Below are 19,602 nucleotides of genomic sequence, written 5' to 3' on the forward strand. Positions count from 1 at the left end.
AAATATATGCCAGGTTTTTTTGACAACCTCCGAAATTGGGTCGCTATGCGCGCTCCCTATACCTCCACCGCTGGGCACCGCAATGCACAGCGTACGAATGCAGTGACTCAAATCGCTGGCCAAGGGTTGGAGTCTTTAAATAGTACAGCGGTCATTCCGACTAAATTTGCTCAATTTTTAACCTCTGGTTATGCCTTGTTTCGCCATGATACGCATGTCAGTGAAAAACTAATCCACGCCATTCAACTTCTGCTGGCTGGTGCGCATACTGGCTTAGCGATTGCCCTACTCTTTCAAGAAGGAGATTGCGACGAATTGACCTCTAACGTTTGTAAAGCAGTTACTCTCTGCGAATTTTTATATCAAGGCACCTTAATCGTAGGCTGGGTACCCAGTGAGTTATCCAAAGATCCGCCCCCTGCTCCCGCGCCTGTCTAGACAAGGATAGCTACAGTTTTGCCAAGGCATGTTGACTATTTGTCAACATGCCCCTAACGCCTTGCCAGGAGGCTCAAATCAACGATTAATTCCCTGCCACCAAACTTGGGTGAGCAAACATAACATCACGCAACCGGTATTGGGCAACCGATAGCTAGACTCATTTATTGGCAAGGAACGACCATACTCAAGACAGTCTTCACTATATTTGCTGTTTTTTTATGCTATTAAATGCAATTTTGCTGATAAAATAGTCACTGCGGTTATTTTGACCGCTAAATGAATGCTATTCCATTAAGGCAGGCTAAGAAATTACCATTCTGTCTGCTAATCTTTAAATCGAACCATTTTAAGGGGATTTCCTTTTATGTCCACTATTCTGCGCATTTTTGATTTCGATAAAACCATTAGTATCGAACATACCATGCATAACCCTGCTCTCTATCATCCGGAATCCAATACCAAAAGTGGTTTGCAAAAAACAGTTGTCCATAATGATCAGGAAATCTGTGCCATTGCTACCTTTCATAAAGATCCCGAGTATGTTCTCTCTTATCTGCTTCCCGTGCTTGGTTTAACAGAAAACGATATCACACGTTGCGAACTTGAATCCTTGACAGACCATCAACTGACGAAAGTGTACTTAAAAAACTGCAAATACCCTCTAATCATTTCCACACCTCTAACCGATGACTATAAAGCGCACCTTCTTTCGCTTGCATGGAGTGGCAAGAATACACAGATTAGAGACATTATCAGCCAACTTCCTCCCTGTGATGAGTATCATTTTTATGATGACACTGAAAAAAACTACTCCACCGCAACCCTGCTGGACACTCTACACTGCTATTGGGTAGAGGAAGATAATGTTGAATTTAAAATCTCTAAAACAAGCAAACCAACTCCGATGGGAGAGTTGAAAACCAGGCTTCAAGTTTACCTCGAACACCATCGGGTAAAAGAAGCGGAAGAAGAAAAGCAATCAGAATCCTTCCATGCTCTGTCTTTATTTGCGTCCACATCTGACAATAAAAACAATAATCAGCAAAAAGAGGAGAACGATAGCGTTGCAACTTCGAGCTCAACGGCTCACCCACAAATCAGTGCGGCAACAGCCTTATTGAAATTTTTAGATTTCGGCCCGGCTCTTGGTAACACCGAATTGGAGCAACTACAAGAAGGAATGCTTGCCCTTGTCCTGAGTGATTGGGAACGTGACAGCGAACACTCGCTGATGGATTTTATTAATAATCTGGTGAAGCAACGAGCCGAAGTCGCTGTAGATGACTACCTTTCTGATGATGACCATTATGAAACCGTACCGGGGTTTAAGACCTAAGGGCTTTCACTGATTTTTCCCCGGTTCTGCTGACCGTTCGCCAGCTTGAGCCGAAAACGTTATTTACGCCTAGCGAAGCGCAGGAAATTAACGCTTTTCGGCCAAGATAGTAGAAATGCCAGAGACCCTATTCGCTGCGCAAAGAAACCATGGGTTCAAGTTTTGCTGCACGCCTTGCCGGGTAAAAACCAAAAAAGATACCCGTGGCGACTGATACGGCAAAACCTGCCAGTGGCGGCATTAAGAAAAACGTAAAATGCCATTGACTGAAATAGGCAACACCCCGTGTAAAAATTAATCCCAAGATAACACCCAGAACACCGCCCAGGAAAGACAACATGACGGACTCAATTAAAAAAAGGGCTTGAATTTCACTGTTCTTTGCACCTACCGCTTTGCGGATACCAATTTCTTTTTTGCGCTCACTCACAGACACTAACATCACGTTCATAACCCCAATTCCACCGACCAGTAACGAAATACCACCAATGACGGCTAATAATAAGGTAAAAATCCGGCCTTGATTTTCCATACTCGCAATAATTTGCTTGGCGCTGCGAGGGAAGATATTTAATTTGGGTGCCTGGGCAGTAAGAATTTGCTTAATTTTTGCGATTACATCATCAATAGGGCTATCTGGTTGCAACAGTACAACCGCATTATTTATTTTGCTGTCTTTAGACACTAAGGGCATCCCCGCAATCGGGATAATCGCTGACTGATTAATATCCTCGTTAAAAAAACCATTCTCTTTCCAGGGTTTCGCCACCCCGATGATGGTATACAGTGTTTGCCCTATGCGTAATTGTTTACCAATCGGATTATCGAGACTAACCTCTTGTAATTGACGGGCCAGGCCATCACCTATGACACAAAAATGCTCGAACGATTCGACAAAAGAGACAAAATGGCCGTGAGCCAGTTTGATATGAATAATGGCAGCTAATGATTCATCCGCCCCAATCACGGCTCCCTGCAGCATTTTCCCTTGGAAACTTAAGGGCTGGTAAGCCGTACTGTAAGGCGCAATTTGCAAGATTGCAGGAATCCGCTCCGGTAATTGCCGCCAAAGTTCTATCGGGATCTGGCTCTCATTACTATGTGTTTTGTCCGGCGTTTTCTGATAGACAGAGATTGCCAATAAATCCGTGCCCAGTGCTTTAAATTGCTCCAGGGCTTTTTCTGTTGCCAATTGGCCACAACTTATCAAGGCTACGACTGCCGCAGTACCAACCAGGATACCCAAGACCGCAAGAAACGATCTTAATTTTGATGACGATAAATTAACCAACGCTTGTTGAAAATGGCTGAATAAAGTCATTGCCTGGATTCCGCAATAATTTTTCCATCAGCGAGGGTGATCCGTCTCGCACACTGGGCTGCTATTTGTTCATCATGCGTTACCATGATAATAGTCCGTCCTTCACGGTGCAGCGCTAAAAACAAACTCATGACCTCGGAGCCGGTACGTGAATCAAGCGCCCCCGTAGGTTCATCGGCTAAAATGACTCGAGGCTCCCCAACTAGCGCGCGTGCAATCGCAACACGCTGCTGTTGCCCACCCGATAACTGGGTCGGCCGATGTTCAGCAAAACTGCCCATGCCCACACGAGTCAAGGCATTCATAACACGTTCGTTCAATTCGCCAGTCGCCATCTGACGATAAATTAAGGGCAAAGCGACATTTTGTCTTGCATTAAAACGGGGTAACAAATTAAATTGCTGGAATACAAAACCAATACTCTGATTACGCAAAACAGCTAAGTCATTTGCTGTTAAACCAGCCACGTCTCGTTCATGAAGTAAGTAATGACCACTGTCCGCTTTATCCAACAAACCAATAATATTCATGAGTGTGGATTTTCCAGAACCCGAGGCACCCACAATGGCGACTAACTCCCCCTCTTGTACCGTCAGGGAAATATCTTTTAATACCTGGGAGCAGGCGTCGCCAATTTGATAGGTCTTTGTTATATCACGCAAGGTGATTAATGACTTTTCAGTCATAGGCCACCACATCCCCTGCTTTTAAACCAGAAGCAATCACGACTTTATCCGCCTGAGCCGAGCCAGTTGATACAATACGGCTGGATAAAGAGCCATTACTGGCAAGTACGTTAACGACTGAATTACCTTTTTCTTGTTTCACCGCAACAATTGGTACTAATAATTGCTCATTCCCTGTAATAGGTAATTCAACAGAAGCACTCATACCCACTTTGACCCAACGGCGCTGTTCTTCGGTCAGGTTTTTAACCTCCACTACGGCACTGAAAGAGGGTAAAGCGCCGCCATTATTTGACGCTTGTACATTGACCGCGACTAACTCTCCCTTTAAAACCTGTTTCCCCAGAGCAACCCCGGTGATGTTCGCTGCCATACCGGTATGAATTTTATCAATATCAATTTCAGGCACATCAATTTCGATACTTACTCCGGTTAAGTCGCCAACCAAGGCTAACACCTGGCCGGATTTAACGGCAGCACCGACCATTAATCGGGCTGACTTATCTTCACTGGCCTTGGGCGGGTAAAGCAAGACACCATCCGTTGGCGCCTTTAAATGAATCAAATTATGTTTTGAACCCAAGGCTTGTTTTACTTTAGCAAAATCAGCAATATTAAGCGCTGATAGATTTTTGGCTACCGCTTCACCGTTATCCATTTTCTCTAACATTTCACTTAGCTTACGCGTGGACTGCATCAGACTTACCCGTGCCGTATCCAAACTGGATTTTTCACTTAAATAGTTGTTTTTGGATAGCAATCCCGCATCCCAAAGCTCTTCGGTACCAATGAATTTTGCCTTGGCAACGGTGAAATTATCCTTAGCCTTTAAATACTCGGTAAGCGTGTCATTGTATTGTCTTTGTAGATCAGTGGAATTCAAGGTCACAACGACCGCACCTTTTTTTACTAATTGGCCATAGTGAAAGTGCATGGTTTCTACAATAGCATCCATCGGACTGGTCAAGGTACTTTCCTGTATAGGCTGCATAGTCCCGTTAAAATACAAGGTTTTTTGCACCGGCTCTGTTTTAACAACATAGGTCTGCAAAGTACTTTTTTTCTGTTCTTTAGGATTGCTGCACGCCATCAATAAGCTGGCCATCATAACCAAAAGGAATAAATAGAACCTGTTTTTCATTCGCCATACCTAAGTTTAATTTGCCAATGATCAAGCGTCGTTCCCAGTATACGCTGTAAGGCTGACAACTGGTTAAGATACGCAACTTTGGCAACGATTAAGCCAATTTGTGCCTGAATAAGTTGATTTTGAGTATTATTAACATCAAGCGCGCTGGCAATACCCGCTTGCTGCTTTTTCTTTTCTAACGCATACGATTGGGCTGCCAATTTAACCTGCTTTTCAGCCAATTGGTATCGTTTCGCCAGACTTTGGATCGCATTAATCGTGTTCGTAATCGTTGTTTCCAGCCCTCGCTTCGTTGCGATAAGGGCAAGACGATCTTTTTCCAATTTGACCTTGGCCGTAATGAGTTGGCTGCGACGGTTAACATCATTAAGAGGGACCGTCAGCGTAACCCGTGCCGACTCGGTTAGGTTGCGGCCGCTATAAATACCACGGAAGCCGCTATTATTCGCATCAACCTCAGTGACCGCACCACTTTGTACATTAGCACCCACATCAAGCTGCCAAAGCTGTTGGTTTTTCGCCACCTCATAAGCTCTCTCATCGGCACGAAGGACCATTTTCTGGGCTAAATATTGCGTATTATGATTGAGTGCCAAGTCAATAGATTCCTTCAGATCAGGCACAACGATTCGATCCACGGTCACGTCGCTTGGCACCGATAACCGCATCTGTGGATCAAGACCTATGGTTTGCAGCAAATCTTGTGCTGCTGTTTTAAAATCATTCTCTGCCTGCTCTACCATCAAACTCAACGATTCAATTTGGTAGGCCTGCTGAATATTACCGGTGGGTTCCAGTTGCCCAGCCTCTATTTTTTTCTCATTAAACTCATAGGACTTACGGGCTTCTTTCAATTGTAGTCGTTGGGTTTGTAAGGTATTGCCGCTTAAGATTAATGCCCGATACGCGATAATAACCTGAGTGATCTGATCGATAACCGCTTGTTGCAAATTCAATTTATTAAGCCATTCATTGTCGATGGCATCCAGCAAATTGGCCTCATTGGCCGCCTTGCCAAAACCGCGTAATAAAGGTTGCGTAAAGGAAAAATTGAGGACTGGTGTAAAACTGTTGTAATTGGAAACGTTGTTATCCATATTCAATGACAGCTGTGAACCCAGCCTGGTTTTCAAATTGACTTCCGGGGTTGCCAGGGAACTGTTGTTTGTTTTACTACCCACACCACTATACCGGCTTCGCTCCACTACCGCTGAGCCGGCCAGGGCATACTGCAATTCGAATTCATTATGAGCGAGGCGTAATTGATAGCGCTGGATAATGCGATCCAATTCCGCATTTTGGATATTCGGGTTATAGCGCAAGGCAAGCAAAATCGCTTCACGCAAACCTAGACGCTGTGGTTTTTTGTGCCGTGATTCGGGTGAAGCCGGTAAATCCACCCAATTATCCAGCATGTATTCAGGATTTTTAATGGCTTGCCGCAAGCGCTCACCAGCCTGCTCTACCCGCAAGGCTTCATCCTGGGGCTTATCTACCCAACGATAAAGCGAGGGTGTCTCACTTGCTTTAGGGACTGAGGCAGCCGAGAACTCACCAACCCAGAGGCTGCCTATCAGACAACTCCAGGTTAGCAGCCTCCTGCAATTTAGTGAAAACAACACCGAGCCCCAACCTTACAAAGATTCATGGCTAAAATTAAACCATATATTCACTGAATACAGAAGAGGCCCGCGGGATTAATCACTGCAAAATCCTCTGTTTTATAACATTTCCTCTTATAACCTAGGGAACGGGATAAGTCGCCGTACGGGTACAACGCACAGCCAGGAAGGGGAAAGTCTCTATAAAAAACTCCGCTTGAGTACCAGTACTGAAGAACTGAGCTATAGCAATATCTGTATCGGCCTGATTAGAAGTCCAATAGGGATTCGTTGTTTGAAAATTACCAAAATTTATACCCGAACCACCCACATTAAGTAAGTTAGTGTAGATAGCATTCACCTGATTAATTGCTGGCAAATACCAAGTGGTCAGTCCCGATCCAAGGAACTCCGTGCAATTATTCGCGGCATAGTCATCATTGCCATAGGTATCGATAATGTCCTGAGTATTTTGGGCACCATTATTCGGATCCGTTGCGCCGGTATTTAAACCCAAAACAGAGCCCCAAATATTAGGGGGGTTGTCAGCCGGTGTTACCAGAGTCATTGTCTGAGTACCTGTATCAACCATAAATACAATGTCATTCGAACTGCCACTTGTAAAACCGATGGCGAATTCTAGCGAATTGGCAATCGGTGAGGTCGTGGTGATTGGAAGCACTGCGGGTATAAAAGGCGTGTTGGACGAGAAAAGAAGCTGACAACTAGTACTAGCCGGGAGATTAGCGCATTGACTATCGTCCAGGTTCACTGTTCCAACCCAACTGACAGGAAGAGTAGCTGAGATACCAGTAACCGCGCCCGTCGGAGAGGTATTCGTTACAGTCACTGCTGTCTGTACCGCACCATTGTTATCGATTGAAACAAGCGCTCCTAGTGGGCTTACTGTAACAATGGGATCAGCTACAATCTGGACAACAATGGGGATAGTATTGGTATTGGTCCCTGCGATATTGACTGTTGCAGTTTGTGGTGTATTCCCACCAAAGGTTATGTTGCAGTTATTCTGTGGCGGCAACGCAGCAGGGCATGTGGAGACAGCTGTCATGCCAGCAGGAACAACGGGATTAACGTTTAGGCCGTTTGCATTGAGTCCACCTGGCGGTTGAGTATTGGTTATTTGTAATACTTGGGTTTGATTGGCCTCATACTGCAGCGTCGGCGTGGGAGGTGTCTGGGCTGGGGGAGATGTCGTAATAATGACCGGCGCCACGGTTACATTCACAGTCGCTGGAGGATTTGACGTATTCGTCCCGGTAATAGTAATGGGAGTACTGGCTACCGAAACCGCTGAAGTGACGGTAATGGTGCAAGTGGCATTTGGTGCAAGCGTGGGCGTACAAGTATTGCTGACCAGCGTAATCGGAGCAACCAAATTGGGCGCCACATTAAGCGCAACAACAGGGGAAGTATTTTGTACTGTAATCACGCCATTAGCTCCCACCGTAAACTGCAGGTTGGTCGGCGTAGCCGTAAGCGTTGCGAAAACGGCCTGCAGCGTTATTGTCTCCTGGTTGGTATTCGTACCACCAATGATGACCCCTGTGGGTGCAACCGCAACAGCCGAGGTAAAAATGATCGTACAACTGCTTCCAGGCGCTAACTGCACCCCGCAACTGTTACTACTTACAGTAAGTGGGCTTCCCAGTGGAATTTGAGCGGCGATATTTTGTGCAAAAGCGCTTGCCGACGTATTGGTCACGGTGATTATAGCCGACCCCCCCACAGAAAAAGTTCTCACATTGGGGGAGGCATCAATCGTCGCTGAAACCGACGGCGTTACCGTGACGCGCAAGACGTCGTTATCTTTGGGTTTTGAACATAAAAAAGGATCGGGACGGAGATCGGTAGCGCTTCTGGTCTTACAGACTACCGGCCCATAAAACAGTGGGCGGGGTATCTCACTGCCGAAAAGCTGCAAACGGAGCAAACAAGATTGTCCCACAGCCAAAGGAAAGGGATAGGGGCAAGCACCAGCCCCGCCAGTGAGCTGAATGATTCCAGAAATGGGTTGCATGACCAGCGTACGGTTAAAAATAGAGGTATTGGTAACCCGGTAGGTTGCAAATCCAGTTCCATTGGCAGTAATCTGCGTAGGTGCCTTGACAACAGGTTCAATATTAAATACAGGACGCGAATCATTCGCCTGGGCCGTGATGGAAAATCCCAACGACAAAGCGATGGTTAATCGTTTCAATAAACTTACTATTTTCATCATCAAACCCAATCCTTGAAAAAACAGTCCTTAACACAAATAGGTCAAACTTAATTGAAATTGGGAGCTGGTGATATTATTAATACTCGGCCCAGTTCCCATCGTTTGCCCGGGCGCACGTCCTAATTCACTCTTACCCCAACCCATCCATTCATAGCCAATGCCAGCCCACCAATTTGGTGCGAAGGGCATTTGGATTCCTGCACCCAAGGTGTAACTGAAACTGTTGGTGCTTGTTGTCTGGAACGAGGGCGCGGGTACCGCTTGTTGAATTCGTGGCGTAATAGAGTAAGAAGAGGCCTTGTTACGACCATAACCTAGACTGCCGCTTATGTAAGGGACGATCTCGTAATCAAAGTCGAGGTTAAGCAACAATTTACCTTTCAAAGCAACATGCATATGCTGCACTTTGTAGCTATAGGCAAAGTCATTGTAGAAGGAGTTCCCATCTTCATAAACATCGCCATCCAGTGATGAGGATGACGTTCCTGCAAAAGCCAATCCCAATTGGCCTTGCAATTTGGAATTCAGTACTCTTTGCATGCCAAAAAATAATTCAGCAGCAACGATTGTCTCCTTGTCACGGTCAGCCGTATAGGTTTTAAACACATCCGATTGCAAATAAATGGTTTGCGTTTCGCCAGCCTTCATCCATGCAGGTCCTGCACTTGCAGTGATAACCCAGGCCGAATCGCCATCCCAGTACTCATCGCCCATGACTCCCGCGGTAGCACTGGCCGACACGAGACAACCCAACCCAACAGCTTGCAATTTCTTTAAAGTCATTACATATCCCGGTATTTATTATTTTTTTAATGTCGTCATAGGAACTGTTGATGACATTTCCACCTGATTAGCTAACTTACCGCATTTAAAACAACTTTTCCACGCTCTTATGTGTGCTTAGGACTAGATTTTCGAGCACCGCAACGGAGCCTACACGCAAGTAGGTGAACCGCGAAGCACAAAAAATCCAGCCATAAGCGCCAAGACAGTCGACCCCTAATAGTCCAACGGCTTTCCCACAGCCTGCGCAATAAACAGGCGCTTTAGCGGCGGGCAATGATTGGAAATACGCAAACCCAAACCACGAAGGGCAATCATGGGGGTAAAAGGGCTGGTAAACAGTGTTTTCAAACCATCCATCATGGCAATCACCTGCCAAACAGCATGCTTGCGTTGGCGTTGGTAAGCCCCTAGCGCGCTTGATGAAGTTAACGCGCCTTTTCCCCTATCAGCCAGGCAGGCCAACCAGGCAGAGACATCCGCCAAACCCACATTAAGACCAAGGCCTGCAAGCGGGTGAATAGTATGTGCGGCATCCCCTAATAAAAGCCAGTGCTTCCCACTGTATTGTTTCGCATGACGCATACTCAGCGGAAACTGATATCGCGCTCCCTGTACTTTTACCTGCCCCAATTTATTAGCAAAGGCCTGCGTTAATTCCTGACTGAACGCGTCATCGTCAAGAGCCATCAATCGCCTTGCAACATTGGGTATCGTTGACCAGACAATAGAGCATTGCCGCTCATCGATCAGGGGAAGAAAAGCTAAAGGACCGTCAGCATTAAAGACTTGATAAGCCGTTTTTTGATGTTTTTTCTCTGTACTTACCGAAGCAACAATGGCCTGATGATGGTAAGACCAACTCGTCAAAGGCACTTTCAGTAATTGGCGGCAAGGCGAATTGCCACCATCAGCAACCATCAACAATTGAGCTTGCCAGGATTTACCAGCGCAGCTGACTGTAATTGAATCCGCTTGTTGTTTCACTGCCGTGACCGCATTGTCTGGAAATAGGGTAACGTTGCTCTGTTTGGCTATTTCTTGCAATAAGGCCTGTTTAAGTATGGATTCTTCCAGAATCGTCCCTAGCTGCTGTGCCGCAATCATACGTGCATCAAATTCAATATGGGCTCCGTTTGCAGCATCCCAGACATACATCCGTTGGTAAGGCGATACACGCGTTTGATCTAATTGCGGCCAAACCCCAAGCTGCTGCAATAAATCCTGGGATGCCTGGTTAATCGCATAAACACGACTATCCGGTTTTGCTGCGTTAACCGCCAAAGTACCGGCATCCACCACAGCAGTAGAGAACCCTTGCTGAGCCATTGCCAAAGCAGCCGTTAAACCAACGACTCCCCCACCAATAACAACCACATCAAATTGCTGGTTCATCAAGACTCCTTGGATTCCAGAGCGATCCCACAAACCAAATCCGGCGTTATTCCTGCAAAACCGCGTGTGTAGCGAGTTAAGATTTTTTTTAATAGTGCGCTGTTATCCATCGCAATGAGGCCTAAATTGCGAGCCAAAGCGATCCCTGGTAAACGGCTGGTGAAAAGACTAACCAAACCATCCGTCAAGCGGATTATCGCTGTTTGATCATGGCGCCTCATCGCCTGATAACGCTGTAACATCTTATCATTCAGGCCATCTTCAATAATGCATTGGGCTAAAGTTGCCACATCGCGTAAACCCAGATTAAACCCTTGTCCTGCCACTGGATGCAAGGTGTGGGCAGCATTGCCGACAAAGACTAAAGGCCAGGCAACTTGCTCTGGCATAAATACCTGGCGTAATGGATAAATAGCTCGCTTACCCAGTTTTAAAAAACGTCCCAAGCGGTAACCAAAAGCCTGTTGTAAAGCCGTTAAAAAGGCAGTTTCATTAAGCGTCATCAGGCGTTTTGCTTCTTCGGGCGGCAAAGTCCAAACCAAGGCAGCACGATTATCAGTCATCGGTAATAAGGCTAAAGGCCCAGAGGACGTAAAACGCTCATAAGCCTGTTCTCGATGGGCTCTGGCCAAACCAATATTGGCGACAATCGCCTGCTGGCCATACTCTTTTAGCTTCACTCTCAAACCACTAAAACGACGTACCGCTGATTCAGCGCCATCTGCAGCGACAATTAGCTTAGCCTGAACAGTACACTCACCAGCAGCACTGCTAATAGTTGCTAACCCTTCTTGCCTATCCAATGCGGTCAGCTTGGCAGGCGCTAAAATCGCTGCCTCTTTTAATAATTCATGCAAGGCGCGGTTAATAGACTGCATTTCCACGACATAGCCTAAAGGATGGGCTACCTCGCCGTGCAAACGCGCGGCACCAAAACGATACTGATCGGACACATGAATTGTCGTGATAGGGGTTGCGTCTTTTAGCAAAAGCGGCCAAATCGCTAACAGTTGTAAAATCCGCACACTGGCTGGAGAAAGCGCCAAAGTACGCGCATCAAAATCACTGTTGACTTTGTTACTAAAAGAGTTCGCATCAACCAATAAGGTGCTATACCCTTTGTTTGCCAAAGCAAGCATTAATGTGGCGCCAGTCAATCCGCCACCAACAATTAGAATATCAACCTGTTTATCAGCCACGCATTAACGCCTCAATCTCAGTTATTTCTGTCGGCAGAGCAGCCGTTAAATTCTCGTAACCATCTTCGGTTACAAGAATATCATCTTCTATTCGCACACCAATATTCCACCAGCGTTGCTCAACCCCGTCCATTCCAGCACTGATATACAAGCCTGGCTCTACGGTAAGTACCATCCCTGCCTGCAAAGGACGCCATTGACCCTCGATTTTATAGTGACCGCAATCATGGACATCCAAACCTAGCCAATGCCCGGAATTATGCATGTAGAAAGGCTTATACGCTTCTTGATGGATTAGCTCATCCACCTGCCCTTTTAGCAGGCCTAATTCACACAAGCCACTGGTCAAAATACGAACCATCCTTTGCTGAATTTCATTCCAGGCTACTCCTGGTTTAATGCAAGCGATTCCTGCTTTCTGGGCCTTAAGGACTAACTCATAAATGGCCCGTTGCTCTGGGTTAAAGCGGCCATTGACAGGGAAAGTTCGAGTGACATCAGACGCATAATTACCGAATTCACCGCCAGCATCAATCAACACCAAATGACCGTCACGCAATGGCTGATTATTCTCGGTGTAATGAAGAATACAGGTATTTGCACCACTACCAACGATTGGATCATAAGCAACAGCCCGGCAACCTTGACGACTAAATTCATAAAGCAGTTCTGCTTCCAATTGATATTCATAAGCAATCTGGCTACAAACCTGCATTGCACGTTTGTGAGCGGCAACGGAGATATCAGCAGCCCGACGCATCAATGCAATTTCTGCTGTTGTTTTGATTAACCGCATTTCGCTTAGTACAGGCTCCAAATCACACAAGGCTTCCGGTGCTTTAACGCCTCGTCTTATTTGTCCTTTTAAGGTCTGTAAGGCTTGTAAAACATGTTTTTCATACGCTGGATAACGACCGATCGCGTAGTAAACGGCTGTCTTGCCTGTCAGAAACGCTGGTAAATGCTCAGCTAGCGTCTCTATGGCATAAGCGGCAGTCATATTGAGTTCTTGACAGGCGCCTTCTTGACCCAAACGCTTGCCAGTCCATTGCTCTTGAGCAGGGTTACGGGGACGGTTAAATAAATAATCTTCATTGTTTTCACCGGCCACGATCAATAACAGCGCTTCCGGCTCATTAAACCCCGTTAAATAGTAAAAATCACTATCCTGGCGAAAGCGGTAATGCGCATCACCATTCCGTACGACCTCATCAGCGGCAGGGATAATTGCAATAGCGCCCTGGGGTAATTTTTGCGCTAATTTTCGCCGTCTTTCCTGATATTCTCGCTGACTAATCATCTAACTATCCTTTCAAGAATTCTACCGTTAATGGGTGGTACTGGAAGAATCACGGCCTTCATGATTGGCGAGTAAATCACCGTACAAGCGCAAAACGGCCATACGTGCGTACTCACTGACCTCCATCAATGCTTTTTCATCCTCTTCATCAATCTGTAACGACTCGTAATCCAATTGGGCAAATTCCAGTAAATGCTGTAACGCCTCCTGCGATTCATCTTCTTGCAATTGTTCATAGCTGATACCAGCCATCGTCATCCCTTGCGTAAACCCTTCGCACCACTCACTAAAGGCCTGGGCACGATCAACAAGGGCCTCATGTTCATCAGGCAGCATTAATTGAAACTCAAAATCAAAATTGGCAAGTTGTTGCTGGCTCACTGAATAAACATCAAACATGGCAAGCGCTGCAGCCCGGGTCGATTCATTGCGCTTATAATTAACCATTAACGCACGCAAATAAGACTCGCCCTCAGCGATCGCACCTGCACAAAGATAACCGCACATCACACCATGCAATTCACTGCTGGAAATAGGTAGCCCTAAAACAGAAATAGTATCCACGAATGATTGATATGTAGGAAGGTGTATGGGATTATTTTCAGCAGACATAATAAGCTCATTAGCATAAAATAACTAATAATAACTGATTTGCTCGGGCAAACCAAAATTGTTACCATTTAATAGTACGGGTCACTACAGGTTGCGATAAAATGACAACTTCTAAATCATGCTCCATCAAGTTAATGAATAAATCCTATGAGATTAAATGCCCTGATAATGAGGTGGAGAATCTACAACAGGCAGCAGATAAGCTGAATGAAAGAATCGTTCATAACAAGAAAAAATTTAAACAACTGGACGACTTTCAAACACTGCTCCTGGCAGCACTTCATGTCAGTCATGAATTGATCAGCTGCCAGAGACAGCAAGAACAGCAACGTTTGCAAGTGACTCAATTTATCAATTCCCTGGAAAATAAAATTCACCAGGTGGTTCATGGCAATATTAGCCAGGATCCGCAAACTGATTAGCCTTGTTAAGCGTGTTGGTGCCTGTTGATAGCGATGATGCCTTTCGATTATCGTTATTCATTTAACATCCAGCACGCAGAAACCTGCCGTCTTTAACTGGACTAAAGAACGACCAAAATCCGTCGTCAAGTTTTTCTTCATCGAATACAACGAAAAGAATGCGTAAATTCAACGAAGACCAGTTTATCTGAAAGGCAATAATGCTATACTGCAACTAACCCGACAGCGACTGATTTGTGAACCAATACTCACACTTAGGGGGGCGTTCTGTAGCCGGCGTTGTGCAAGCCCATTATAAAGTGGGAAGCCTGAACTGACTCATCTGCCCCCCACTTGAACCCCAGGGTTCAAAATCATAGCTGTCGGGCTATCTTATACCAGTTTATGGCCTGAGCCGTCGCCCTCGAACATATTAACCAATGCACCTAAACGCCCCTGCTTTAAGGCAATAACCTCAAAAAAACCATATTTAATCGGAAACCCGGCTAAATCTTTACGTTTTTTCTCAGCAGCATTACATTTAGTCTTCCCGGAAGGGGCAAATGGATTGGCAAATTTATCCTTGGGCCTCTCCTCTTCATACACGTACAGACAAAAAGTATATAAAGCATCATGCACCAGATTCGCTTCTCTTTCCGTTAGACAATTTATTTGCCGTCTCGTTTCTGCCGCAAAACCAAGTGCAGCCGAGTAAGAGCGATCTTGCAAGGTGGCAAACTCTTTACGGAACAACTCGATAGTGTGCGCAAGCAACTGATTCTCATCGAGAAGTTGTAATTGCCTGGATTGATAAATAAACGAGTATATCCAACGTGTATTATCAACTGCGTGAAGGAGCGCCCTCCGTGCCGTTGGTATTAACGGAGCAAGGTCTTTTAAACACGCTTCATCCCTGAATGCCTTGGTGTCCACATAACAATTGTTCCGAGCAAAAAAAGCCTGCCAAACCGGGATATCGCTGCATAAGCTGGTAAAGATCGCCAACTCGGAGTTTCTTTCTTCGTCAGTAGTATGCAAACGGTAATAAATTAACGGGGGTATGAGGGCTAATTGCTCAACAGTACAACAACGGTGAAGCAAATAAAAAAGAGTGACCAGTATTGTGGTTTTTGCTTTGAGCTTCCCTACTTCATGCCCAAGTTGGAGACGTTCTATTTTGGCAATAGACGCGTTTAACTGGACCATCGGATAACCAGTACTCCCCCCTCTTTCCACATAACTTATCAGCCGGCCGGAACGTGTAAGCATAAACAGCAATTTATCGAGTTCTAACTGGCTCTGGCCTAAAGAAAGATATTGTCTGGCTAATACACGGAAAAGAATAGGATGATGATAGTCACTTTCTAACAGCCCCGCACGGCTTAACTGTTTTTGCAAGTGCAGCCAGGGACTGACCTCCTCCCCTTTTTGCCAGCTTTCGTGTGCGATATTTTTAGCTACCCATGCCCAATACTGGTCCAGAATCAAACGAACCTCGACCATAAGCTCAGGGTAAACCGGGCTTTCGTCACTTAAATCCTGTAACAGGGCGCCCAATTGGAGTACTAAAGAAAATACTTCCTCACCCTCACCATCTCCCTCTAAAAATGCCCCTAATGCGTTTTCCTCTTTAAAGGCCTCTGACGGTGCGTCAAGCTGAGTAACGGATGCTACTTCATCTTGTTTTAATGCTTGTCTTAATTCACGCACCGCCTCTTTAAATTCACCAATATTCATTTTTTCACTCCCTGAATAATGAACTTCTTAGCTACTGCAGAACGTCGTAAAGATAAAGCAAGGCCTATTACCTTAGCACGCCCCGCGCTTAAGTTCAAATTTTGCCCTTGGGAGTTAATATTTACCCGGCCCTCAGCTGTTCCTTGAGGAGTAACAACTCATCACGCACTTTCGCAGCCTGTTCAAACTCCATATTTTTGGCGTGATTATGCATTTGTTTTTCCAGAATTTTTATTTGTTTTGCTAATTGTTCTGGCGTCATTAACAAATAAGGCGCCTGCCGCTCAGCGAGCTCCATTTTACGTCGACTGCTATAGGCTCCTTCCATGATATCCGTGATGGATTTGTGAATTGTTTTGGGAGTAATACCATGTTTCAGGTTAAATTCTTCCTGTTTACTACGCCGCCGCTCCGTTTCATCCATAGCACGTTGCATAGAACCTGTTATCTGCTCAGCATATAAAATAGCGCGACCATTGATATTTCGGGCAGCTCGACCGATGGTTTGAATCAAGGAGCGATCAGAGCGCAAAAAACCCTCTTTATCTGCATCAAGAATGGCGACTAAAGCAACTTCCGGCATATCCAGGCCTTCGCGTAAAAGGTTAATCCCCACCAGCACATCAAATTCTCCCAAACGGAGATCACGAATAATCTCCATTCGCTCCACGGTATCAATATCGGCATGTAAATAACGGACCTTTACCCCATGTTCACGCAAATAATCCGTTAAATCTTCTGCCATACGTTTGGTTAGTGTCGTTACTAAAATACGCTCCCCTTGGGCGACGACTTGGCGAATTTCAGAGAGTAAATCATCCACCTGATTTTTAACTGGCCGAATAATAACCACCGGATCCACCAAGCCGGTAGGGCGTACGACTTGTTCAGCAATGTTGTCAGAATGATCACGCTCGAAGGGCCCGGGTGTCGCCGAGACATAGATCGTTTGCGGCGAGCGCTGCTCGAATTCCTCAAAACGCAGGGGACGATTGTCCAGGGCGGAAGGCAAGCGAAAACCATAGGCAACCAGGGTTTCCTTACGCGCCCTGTCTCCTCGATACATGCCACCAATCTGAGGGACTGTCACATGCGATTCGTCAATGACAAGTAACGCTTCCGGTGGCAAATAATCAAACAAGGTGGGGGGTGGTTCGCCAGTCTTACGACCCGATAAATAGCGGGAATAATTTTCAATCCCCGAGCAATAACCTAATTCCAACATCATCTCAATATCAAACGCGGTGCGCTGTTGCAAACGTTGTGCTTCCAGTAATTTATCTTGGCTTGTGAATTCGGCAAGACGTTCCTGTAACTCTTCTTTGACTAAATCAATCGTTTGCAAAATTCGCTCACGCGGCGTGACATAATGGGTTTTAGGGAAAATAGTGACTCGTGGTAAACGCTGCAAAACTTCACCAGTCAGTGGATCAAAGCGGGAAAGGTTTTCCACCTCTTCATCAAAAAGCTCGATACGAATAGCCTCTTTTTCAGAATCGGCAGGAAAGATATCAATGACATCCCCATGAACCCGAAATTGCCCTCGTTCAAGCGAAACCTGACTGCGAACATATTGCATTTCAGCCAATCGTTTTAAAATCTTGCGTTGTTCGCATTGTTCTCCTCTAGAGAGATGTAATAACATACGCAGGTAAGAATCGGGATCACCTAAACCGTAAATGGCAGAAACCGTCGCGACAATAATGGCATCTTTGCGTTCGATTAGCGCCTTGGTGGCTGACAAGCGCATCTGTTCGATATGTTCATTAATGGATGCGTCTTTTTCTATGAACGTGTCAGAAGCTGGGACATAAGCCTCTGGCTGATAATAATCATAGTAAGACACAAAGTATTCCACTGCATTGTCAGGGAAAAAGGTTTTGAATTCGCCATAAAGTTGGGCTGCCAAGGTTTTATTCGGTGCCATAATAAGGGTTGGCCTTTTCATCGCCTGGATAACATTTGCAATGGTGTAGGTTTTACCTGACCCGGTGACGCCTAGTAGAATTTGGCGGGCTAAACCAGATTCCAGGCCGTCAATCAAGGATGCTATGGCAGCAGGTTGATCACCGGCAGGCTGATAATTTGAGTAAACTTTGAATGTATTTTTCATAGTGTAACTATAACCGATCAATAAGGTGTTGTGACAGTTTTTAAAACAAAACCAGTTGATCAGCAACAAAGCACAGGAGTTTAAAAGTGAATATTGTACTGTCAGATCGCATACAACAGGTAAAACCGTCTCCTACCCTGGCGGTAGCAGCAAAAGCCGCTAAGATGCGAGCAGCAGGTTTGGATATTATTGGGTTGGGTACGGGTGAGCCCGACTTTGACACTCCACAACATATTAAAGATGCGGCGATCGCTGCAATTAAGGCCGGTTTTACCAAATACACAGCGGTTGAGGGTATTGCTGAACTAAAGCAAGCGATTAAAGACAAATTCAAACGCGATAATAATTTAGAATATGAGTTAAATCAGATTCTCGTTTCTGTCGGGGGCAAACAAAGTGTTTACAATCTATGCCAGGCCCTGATTAACGAAGGTGATGAAGTCATCATTCCAGCACCTTACTGGGTGTCTTATCCTGATATCGCGCTATTAGCTGGCGGTGTGCCCGTGTTTATTCCTTCAACACCCGCTGCTCGCTTTAAAATTACTGCAGCGCAGCTCGAAGCAGCGATTACACCAAAAACCAAATTAGTTTTCTTAAACAGCCCCTCGAATCCCTCCGGTGTAGCTTATAGCCTCGCTGAATTGAAGGCTTTAGGTGACGTATTAAAAAAACATCCGAACGTGTTCATTGCCACTGACGACATGTATGAACACATCATTTGGACTCAACCTTTTGCCAATATTTTAAATGCCTGCCCGGAATTATATGAGCGGACTATTGTCTTAAATGGTGTTTCTAAGGCCTATGCGATGACCGGTTGGCGAATTGGTTATGCTGGCGGCCCAGCACCGTTAATAGGAGCCATGGCTACCGTACAATCCCAATCAACATCTAACCCCTGTTCTATTGCCCAGAAAGCGTCAGTAGCAGCGCTAAACGGCGGCGATGAAGAAGTGAAAAAAATGGTTGAAGCGTTCCGTCAACGCCACGATTACATAGTTAGCCGTTTATCTGATATTCCTGGGATAGAAGTGATTCCCGCTGATGGGACCTTTTACAGTTTCCCCAACGTCCAGGCAATTATCGAAAAACGTGGTTATCAAAATGATGTTGAATTTGCGGAAAAGTTATTGCAGGAAGTTGGCGTAGCCCTGGTTCCAGGCTCTGCCTTTGGTAATGAAGGTTGCATCCGTCTTTCCTTTGCTACCAGCATGGATATCCTGCGTGACGCAATGGATCGCCTACAGCGTTTCTGTCGTTAAAACAAATAGGGTAACTCCCTGGG

At 45.6% G+C, this 19,602-nt stretch carries 16 protein-coding genes and 1 other RNA gene; 5 read left to right on the top strand and 12 right to left on the bottom strand.

The genetic code is table 11. The features are described 5' to 3' along the window. Positions 1-6 precede the first annotated feature (6 nt). Both ACN4Z1_RS01165 and ACN4Z1_RS01170 read left to right on the top strand, forming a co-directional pair. A complete protein-coding gene (locus ACN4Z1_RS01165; RefSeq protein WP_115174213.1) occupies positions 7-438 on the top strand; it encodes a hypothetical protein in 432 nt (143 codons plus the stop codon). 367 nt (positions 439-805) lie between these two features. Further along, positions 806-1,777, top strand: coding sequence for a hypothetical protein (locus ACN4Z1_RS01170; protein ID WP_228363583.1), 972 nt, complete (start codon positions 806-808; stop codon positions 1,775-1,777). Between the two features lie 127 nt (positions 1,778-1,904). On the opposite strand, the gene ACN4Z1_RS01175 is transcribed toward ACN4Z1_RS01170, so the two are convergent. The 10 genes from ACN4Z1_RS01175 to ACN4Z1_RS01220 all read right to left on the bottom strand — a co-directional run bounded on the left by ACN4Z1_RS01175 (position 1,905) and on the right by ACN4Z1_RS01220 (position 14,063). Next, the gene (locus ACN4Z1_RS01175) at positions 1,905-3,098 is read right to left on the bottom strand and encodes an ABC transporter permease (protein WP_228363582.1); all 1,194 of its coding nucleotides are present in this window, start codon (positions 3,096-3,098) and stop codon (positions 1,905-1,907) included. After that, positions 3,095-3,784, bottom strand: a complete 690-nt coding sequence (locus ACN4Z1_RS01180) for an ABC transporter ATP-binding protein (protein WP_115220016.1) — start codon at positions 3,782-3,784, stop codon at positions 3,095-3,097. The genes ACN4Z1_RS01175 and ACN4Z1_RS01180 overlap by 4 nt, the downstream gene beginning before the upstream one ends. Next, the gene (locus tag ACN4Z1_RS01185) at positions 3,777-4,892 is read right to left on the bottom strand and encodes an efflux RND transporter periplasmic adaptor subunit (protein WP_370634577.1); all 1,116 of its coding nucleotides are present in this window, start codon (positions 4,890-4,892) and stop codon (positions 3,777-3,779) included. The genes ACN4Z1_RS01180 and ACN4Z1_RS01185 overlap by 8 nt, the downstream gene beginning before the upstream one ends. 29 nt (positions 4,893-4,921) lie before the next feature. Then, complete coding sequence (locus tag ACN4Z1_RS01190; protein WP_370634576.1) at positions 4,922-6,508, bottom strand: TolC family protein; 1,587 nt, start codon at positions 6,506-6,508, stop codon at positions 4,922-4,924. 169 nt (positions 6,509-6,677) lie between these two features. Beyond that, positions 6,678-8,774 (bottom strand): hypothetical protein, encoded by a 2,097-nt coding sequence (locus ACN4Z1_RS01195; RefSeq protein WP_228363579.1) that lies wholly within the window; start codon positions 8,772-8,774, stop codon positions 6,678-6,680. Positions 8,775-8,801: 27 nt separating this feature from the next. Further along, the gene (locus ACN4Z1_RS01200; RefSeq protein WP_228363578.1) at positions 8,802-9,557 is read right to left on the bottom strand and encodes an outer membrane protein; all 756 of its coding nucleotides are present in this window, start codon (positions 9,555-9,557) and stop codon (positions 8,802-8,804) included. 216 nt (positions 9,558-9,773) lie between these two features. Further along, positions 9,774-10,952 carry an FAD-dependent oxidoreductase gene (locus ACN4Z1_RS01205; protein ID WP_228363577.1) on the bottom strand — a complete coding sequence of 393 codons (1,179 nt, stop codon included), beginning with the start codon at positions 10,950-10,952 and terminating at the stop codon, positions 9,774-9,776. Continuing rightward, entirely contained in the window at positions 10,952-12,151 is a 1,200-nt protein-coding gene (gene ubiH / locus ACN4Z1_RS01210; RefSeq protein WP_228363576.1) for a 2-octaprenyl-6-methoxyphenyl hydroxylase, read from the bottom strand. The genes ACN4Z1_RS01205 and ubiH overlap by 1 nt, the downstream gene beginning before the upstream one ends. Next, on the bottom strand, positions 12,144-13,451 hold the full coding sequence (gene pepP, locus ACN4Z1_RS01215) for a Xaa-Pro aminopeptidase (protein WP_228363575.1): 1,308 nt from the start codon (positions 13,449-13,451) through the stop codon (positions 12,144-12,146). Before pepP ends, ubiH begins: the two co-directional genes overlap by 8 nt. A 27-nt stretch (positions 13,452-13,478) precedes the next feature. Then, complete coding sequence (locus ACN4Z1_RS01220; RefSeq protein ID WP_228363574.1) at positions 13,479-14,063, bottom strand: UPF0149 family protein; 585 nt, start codon at positions 14,061-14,063, stop codon at positions 13,479-13,481. A 101-nt stretch (positions 14,064-14,164) separates the two neighbouring features. Here ACN4Z1_RS01220 and ACN4Z1_RS01225 point away from each other — a divergent pair, with 101 nt between their 5' ends. Then, complete coding sequence (locus ACN4Z1_RS01225; protein ID WP_058446394.1) at positions 14,165-14,485, top strand: cell division protein ZapA; 321 nt, start codon at positions 14,165-14,167, stop codon at positions 14,483-14,485. A gap of 213 nt (positions 14,486-14,698) precedes the next feature. After that, positions 14,699-14,858, top strand: a non-coding RNA gene (gene ssrS, locus ACN4Z1_RS01230) — 6S RNA. Here the strand turns inward: ssrS and ACN4Z1_RS01235 are convergent. Continuing rightward, entirely contained in the window at positions 14,858-16,201 is a 1,344-nt protein-coding gene (locus tag ACN4Z1_RS01235) for a hypothetical protein (protein ID WP_228363573.1), read from the bottom strand. The two genes, ssrS and ACN4Z1_RS01235, sit on opposite strands and share 1 nt — an antisense overlap. A gap of 121 nt (positions 16,202-16,322) precedes the next feature. After that, complete coding sequence (gene uvrB / locus ACN4Z1_RS01240; protein WP_228363572.1) at positions 16,323-18,314, bottom strand: excinuclease ABC subunit UvrB; 1,992 nt, start codon at positions 18,312-18,314, stop codon at positions 16,323-16,325. Positions 18,315-18,400: 86 nt separating this feature from the next. Here uvrB and ACN4Z1_RS01245 point away from each other — a divergent pair, with 86 nt between their 5' ends. Then, entirely contained in the window at positions 18,401-19,579 is a 1,179-nt protein-coding gene (locus ACN4Z1_RS01245) for a pyridoxal phosphate-dependent aminotransferase (protein ID WP_228363571.1), read from the top strand. The last annotated feature ends 23 nt before the right edge of the window (positions 19,580-19,602 follow it).

It is taken from the genome of Legionella sp. ST3F1 (genome assembly GCF_048553315.1).
GTDB classification, from domain to species: Bacteria; Pseudomonadota; Gammaproteobacteria; order Legionellales; family Legionellaceae; genus Tatlockia; species Tatlockia donaldsonii.

Excerpts from the sequence above, each read along its gene's own strand:
- ACN4Z1_RS01195 (WP_228363579.1), bottom strand. The coding sequence starts at position 8,774 with ATGATGAAAATAGTAAGTTTATTGAAACGATTAACCATCGCTTTGTCG.
- ACN4Z1_RS01200 (WP_228363578.1), bottom strand. The coding sequence starts at position 9,557 with ATGACTTTAAAGAAATTGCAAGCTGTTGGGTTGGGTTGTCTCGTGTCG.
- ACN4Z1_RS01170 (WP_228363583.1), top strand. The coding sequence starts at position 806 with ATGTCCACTATTCTGCGCATTTTTGATTTCGATAAAACCATTAGTATC.
- ACN4Z1_RS01165 (WP_115174213.1), top strand. The coding sequence starts at position 7 with ATGCCAGGTTTTTTTGACAACCTCCGAAATTGGGTCGCTATGCGCGCT.
- uvrB (WP_228363572.1), bottom strand. The coding sequence starts at position 18,314 with ATGAAAAATACATTCAAAGTTTACTCAAATTATCAGCCTGCCGGTGAT.
- ACN4Z1_RS01235 (WP_228363573.1), bottom strand. The coding sequence starts at position 16,201 with ATGAATATTGGTGAATTTAAAGAGGCGGTGCGTGAATTAAGACAAGCA.
- ACN4Z1_RS01220 (WP_228363574.1), bottom strand. The coding sequence starts at position 14,063 with ATGTCTGCTGAAAATAATCCCATACACCTTCCTACATATCAATCATTC.
- ACN4Z1_RS01225 (WP_058446394.1), top strand. The coding sequence starts at position 14,165 with ATGACAACTTCTAAATCATGCTCCATCAAGTTAATGAATAAATCCTAT.
- pepP (WP_228363575.1), bottom strand. The coding sequence starts at position 13,451 with ATGATTAGTCAGCGAGAATATCAGGAAAGACGGCGAAAATTAGCGCAA.
- ACN4Z1_RS01175 (WP_228363582.1), bottom strand. The coding sequence starts at position 3,098 with ATGACTTTATTCAGCCATTTTCAACAAGCGTTGGTTAATTTATCGTCA.
- ACN4Z1_RS01180 (WP_115220016.1), bottom strand. The coding sequence starts at position 3,784 with ATGACTGAAAAGTCATTAATCACCTTGCGTGATATAACAAAGACCTAT.
- ACN4Z1_RS01205 (WP_228363577.1), bottom strand. The coding sequence starts at position 10,952 with ATGAACCAGCAATTTGATGTGGTTGTTATTGGTGGGGGAGTCGTTGGT.
- ACN4Z1_RS01185 (WP_370634577.1), bottom strand. The coding sequence starts at position 4,892 with ATGATGGCCAGCTTATTGATGGCGTGCAGCAATCCTAAAGAACAGAAA.